The following is a 5,113-nucleotide window of genomic DNA, read 5'->3' as shown; positions in this document are numbered from 1 at the left end:
CCATTTCTCCATTTTTTTGCTTACCTCCACCTTAATTCCTTCTTTCAAAACTATACCTATCAATCGTTTCCCCTTTTTTTAAGTTTCTTCTCTTTTTGTTAAGAAAGATCCGACTAATGGATAGCTTGATAAGGGGGGTGCCGATCCCCCCTTAATCCCCCCTTAATAAGGGGGGGATCTGAAAGTTTTTAATACCCACCTACCTAGTCGAAAACGCTGTAACCAAATAAAAAACCTCGGTGTCCAGCCGAGGTAGCGCTAAGTTATGTAGGAGAACTCAAGCAAATCTGTCAATGGGGCAAACCCAAACCCCGAAAACTTTTTTAAGCTAGTCAGCCCAGTTTTTCACCGTTGTCTCGGACTAAGGGAATCATATTTTGTCTGATACTCCCCGAGACAATCTGAACTGGCTTGGTGTCTTGGCTGTTTTGCTTTAACTTTTAGCTCATGTAAATAAATGTAACAATATTTTTACGAATTGTAAAGAAGAATTGACAAAATAAAACTTATATGTAACATAAGCTAAGTTAATATTTTTCGCCGATCGAAGCTAGGGGGGTAATAATAGAGAGATTGGTTCACTAGCATGACAAGGTGTACCCAGAATGTCCTATTTGTTTTTGTTACCACTGTTCACCGCTGCCTTGGCTGCCTATTTCTGGCAGCAGTCCAGCGATGAGATCGCTTATCTGGCCAGTGCCGCCACGGTAATTAGTTTAGTGTTGAGTCTGGTTTTAGCTCCTTGGCAGATTCAGCTATTAATTCTCTTGACAGTTGTGATTGTCGTCACCTTTTTATGGCAAGGACGAGAAGAGCAGAAGAATCTCCCCGTCCCCACTCCAGAAACCGCCGGCGAGAAAAAGTATCGTGGCGCCACCTATATCGAGCCAACAGTCACCGAGGCTCCTGTCAAGGAGCGAGGAGGTAAATATCGCGGTGCGGAGGTTAAAATCACCAATAATCCGACGGTGGCCAACCCAATTCGCTCCTCATCTCTCAAATATCGCGGCGCTGGTTCAGCAAACAAGGATCAGTAATCAGTTATCAGTTATCAGTTATCAGTTATCAGTTATCAGTTATCAGTTATCAGTTATCAGTTATCAGATTTGAGTTTTAAGTGAGTAGTATTAAATAGAAGTTTCCTACTGTCTTTTCACTGTTTACTGTTTATTGTTCACTGTTCACTGAAACTTCCCACCTATCTACTGGTCTTGAATATAAAGCTGATTATTTTTGAGACAATTGTATGCCTTTTGTAACTCGATTCCCAGATAACCGATATGTTCGGGAATAATTGCGGGATTGGTAGCGGCAAGCTCGCGGATTAATTTGAGGGGATTTTTGCCTTGATAACAAGCGACAACTTCCCCGCTGCCGGGGGTAGTTTGTTGGACGAGAATTTGTTCTTTTTCCACAGAAATCAAAAAGTTACCGCTAGGGTCAAAAAAATCGCGCTGATTGACAATTTTATCGTACTGGGTGGCGATTAATCGTTCGACATTCTCCCAAGTATCATCGTATATATGGGCCGATTGGCTAATAGTAATCAATGGACCCAAGGTTAAATTATACTGGGAGCGTTGATTGATTTCTTGGCAAATATGTTGCTGTAAAGCGCGCAATCCCATGGCATTTGCTGGCCAAGCGGCAAACATATCATTACTTCTAAATATTGCGGTGAGAGATAATTCATTTTCCACCACTCGCACCCAAATATGATTTAAACAGGGACTACCTCCCTTTTCGTGGTCTTTCACATCCCAGAGGGACATAACTGCACTGGCTGCGTCAATTTCTGAGATTAATTTATTAATAACCTGTGCAATTTGGTCTCGGCCAAACCAAGAGCGCAATCTTTGACCGTAGGTGTATTTAACTCCTTGGTGTATAGGGGAATCATCGAGAATTTGCCCGATATATTCGGTGAGAAAAGCTCTATCTATAGGCAAATAATTAGGTTCAGGAAAATAAAAGTCTGGGGGTTCATCAGTGACAACGGCCATTAGGTCAATTAATTCTTGCCATTTACCATCATATCCTGTCGGTCTAATTGTGCCGGTGGTTTTAATCTTTTGGAGAATTTTTACCCAGGTTTCGGCAATAGTTTTTCCTTCAATGCGATGACCGTATCTTGTCCCGGGTAGCAAAGAAGGAAGATTTTCTGAGATAGGAAAGGTTAATGGTTTTCCCCAAGTTGGTAAGGGGGATTGTTTTGCATAATTTTTGACAGTTTCAATCGCTTCTGGGATGGATTTAACTGGTTGATATTGAATTGATTGACGCAATTTTTCGAGAATTTCTCGGTCAATTTCTTTGTCAATATATCCAGTGGTAGAAGAATTAATTAGCCAACATTCTTTACCTGTGTCACTTTTTCCTAACTGGAATCCTTGACTAAAAAAATCTAGCAAACATTGACAGCTACCGGAGTTCTTATCTTCCTTAGTTGCGTTGAGAATAACTAAGTATCTAACGTGGGGATTTGCTATTAAGTTTCTCAGCAGGGGACTAATTCCTCTGGTGGGACTATAAAGATTACCAATCACCGCGTATTGGTCGGGATTTAAATGTTTAGCAAGGGACTGTTTTACTGTCCATCCCGTGATAATTGCTGTTTGGCCGTGACCGCAGATTAATTGATTGGGTTTATAGTGGGGTTGGTAGGTGAATTTAGGGGTGGTTTCTGTACTAAGCATGGATTTAAATTAATCGTTCAAGATAATTAATAATATTTCGGTGAAGGTTTTCTATTGTATCACTACCATCCAGTTGTAAACAATTATCTTTATATTCTTTAAATATCTGGATAAACATTTGACGAACTTTCATTAATTTTTCTTGTTTTTCGTACACTTCTGTGATGGCTCTGTTTTTAATTCTTGCTAGAGAAATATCGGGAAGAACATCGATATAAATAACTATATCTGGATTGGGAAAATGTTGATTTAACTGCCGCACAAAAGCAAATTCTTCGGGATTATTGCAATTGTAGGCCAGGGAAGAAAAATAATAACGAGTAGTGATAACGTGGGTTTGTTCTTGGTGAATAAGTTTAAAAACGCCATCGTGATCATTATATAAGTGATCATGGCGATCAGCTGCAAATAAATAGGCCATTTGTCGGTCAAATTGATTTTGATCTTTGATAGAAATAAGATTAGTTTGCATTATTTCTCGAATCAAACGACCGATAACTCCCTCGGAAGGTTCCGGACTTAAAACTGCTTTTTCCCCTCGCTTTAAAAAATATTCTTGTAAGAGTTTTGCTTGGGTACTTGTTCCCGATCCATCAATACCTTCAAAGACAATAAATTTCGGTTTCATAATTTAATCTTCCTTCTCAATCTAATTATCTAAATAATTGTTTTAGCCAAGTTAACCAAGATTTTTTCTGGGGGATTAATTGCGTCATTTCTCCGATAATCTCTCCCATACTTCCCCAAGTATAAATATTTTTATTGAGGGATTGTATGGTTAAATTTTCTTGTAAAGCTAAACTGATAATACTAATCATTTCTGCTGCTTGATTACCGACTATTTGCGCTCCCAGTATTTTACCATCTTGTCGGTAGATTAATTGACAAAATCCCGTGGTTTCCCCCCAGATTTGCTGTGAGACCATATTTTTAATTGGATAGTTGATCATCTTTACCTCATCACCATAGATCTCCTGGGCTGCTTTTCCAGTTAAACCCACCCAAGCAATAGCAGGATCGAAAGCAATAAATGAGGGAATTTGCTCGGGATTAAAGTTAAATTTTTCTCCCGTGAGCAGATGCTTGACTAACCCAAAAGCAGCCCGGTGATTTAAAGTAGGATCGGGATAATTATTTCTGAGCAAATTTAGGGCATAAATGCGGGAATTATCGGTTTGTAATTGCTGATTAACCCTAATTAATCCCTCCTCTAGTTTAACTCCCACCCCGGCCAAATTTAATCCCTGTTCATTGACTTGATAATTACCGGCAAAAATGAGATCATCAACTTCGATGACACGATTGTCTAATTGTAACCATTTTTGACCCTCGATCGCTTTCACTTGACTAGGACAATAGCCGGGTAAAATCTTAATTCCTTCCGCTTCTAAAATGGCAGTAACTAAATGGGAGATTTCCCAATCAATATCCGGCAGTAGATAATTATCCTCGATAATTAAGCTAATTTCTTTCCCTAAACGTCGGAGAATTTGTGCCAAACTCACAGCCATGCTGCTGTTGCCAATAATCGCTAAATGTTGTCCCAACTTGTCTAAATTTGGCCCTTGCCAAAGGGTTTGAGCGGTAAAATAATTAACCTCATCTAAGCCGAAAATTTTCGGGACTTGCAGATAAAAACCAGTAGCGATAAGATAGTGTTTAGCCAACAATTGCCGACCATTAACCACAAATCCTAAATGGGGCAACCGAACAAATTCCCCCCCACCCGGGATAACATCTATTCCTTCCGTGGCTAATCTCGCTAAAGAATGATGTTTATTAATAGTTTTATCTACTTCCTCTAACCATTGCCGCAACCGTTGCCATTGGGGATAAATGGCCGTTTCTTGCCAATGATTCAGCAGTTTATAGAGATGGATAATTTGGCTGTAGCCCTTGCTAAAAATGTCCTCAGATGCCTCTAAATTGCCGCTATAAGGCTGTTGCACTAAGGCCACCCTTTTTTTGAGGTGAACAGCCAACAAAGCCGCTTCTATCCCCGCAGGAGTGGCACCAATAATTACTAAGTCGTAAACCACAAATATAAAGTAAAAAGTCAAAAGTCAAAAAAGGTGTTGGGGGTTTTGGGGTGTTAGGGTGTTAGGGTTTAAGGGTTTTAGTTGAAATTCCCCCACTTCCCCACTTCCCCCCGCAACGCGCACGAAGTGGTCTCCCCATTTCCCCATTCCCCCACACCCCACACCCTACACCCTCTTTCAAGTCAGTATTCAGGAATCAGGAGACAGTATTCAGGAATCGGAAACTTAACACTTAAGTAGGGTCTGCTGAAAAAGTTTTTCCTGGGGGCAGGGTGTGGGGTGTGGGGTGTGGGGTGTGGGGTTTTACCGGTTTTGAGGGGGCCAATTACCTAATTTTCAGGGAAAAAGTCCAGGAATTTTCCCCCTGATCACTCCCAT

At 40.4% G+C, this 5,113-nt stretch carries 4 protein-coding genes; 1 reads left to right on the top strand and 3 read right to left on the bottom strand.

All coding sequences use genetic code 11. The features are described 5' to 3' along the window. Positions 1–605: 605 nt before the first annotated feature. The gene (locus O9290_RS05490; protein ID WP_288057909.1) at positions 606–1,037 is read left to right on the top strand and encodes a DUF4278 domain-containing protein; all 432 of its coding nucleotides are present in this window, start codon (positions 606–608) and stop codon (positions 1,035–1,037) included. A gap of 165 nt (positions 1,038–1,202) precedes the next feature. On the opposite strand, the gene O9290_RS05485 is transcribed toward O9290_RS05490, so the two are convergent. From O9290_RS05485 to O9290_RS05475, 3 genes are read right to left on the bottom strand one after another with little or no spacing between them, the layout of a single operon-like run. Continuing rightward, a complete protein-coding gene (locus O9290_RS05485; RefSeq protein WP_288057907.1) occupies positions 1,203–2,696 on the bottom strand; it encodes a thymidylate synthase in 1,494 nt (497 codons plus the stop codon). A 4-nt stretch (positions 2,697–2,700) separates the two neighbouring features. Continuing rightward, on the bottom strand, positions 2,701–3,324 hold the full coding sequence (gene tmk / locus O9290_RS05480) for a dTMP kinase (protein ID WP_043999041.1): 624 nt from the start codon (positions 3,322–3,324) through the stop codon (positions 2,701–2,703). 25 nt (positions 3,325–3,349) lie between these two features. Next, complete coding sequence (locus tag O9290_RS05475; RefSeq protein WP_288057904.1) at positions 3,350–4,735, bottom strand: dihydrolipoyl dehydrogenase family protein; 1,386 nt, start codon at positions 4,733–4,735, stop codon at positions 3,350–3,352. Positions 4,736–5,113 lie beyond the last annotated feature (378 nt).

Source organism: Microcystis sp. LE19-41.2A (assembly GCF_027530405.1).
Classification (GTDB): domain Bacteria; phylum Cyanobacteriota; class Cyanobacteriia; order Cyanobacteriales; family Microcystaceae; genus Microcystis; species Microcystis aeruginosa.
The sequence above is the reverse complement of the archived record's forward strand: the minus strand, read 5'-3'. Positions and strand labels throughout refer to the sequence as shown.

What these genes read in the sequence shown, in the direction of transcription:
- O9290_RS05490 (WP_288057909.1), top strand. Translation starts at nt 606, where the DNA reads ATGTCCTATTTGTTTTTGTTACCACTGTTCACCGCTGCCTTGGCTGCC.
- O9290_RS05485 (WP_288057907.1), bottom strand. Translation starts at nt 2,696, where the DNA reads ATGCTTAGTACAGAAACCACCCCTAAATTCACCTACCAACCCCACTAT.
- tmk (WP_043999041.1), bottom strand. Translation starts at nt 3,324, where the DNA reads ATGAAACCGAAATTTATTGTCTTTGAAGGTATTGATGGATCGGGAACA.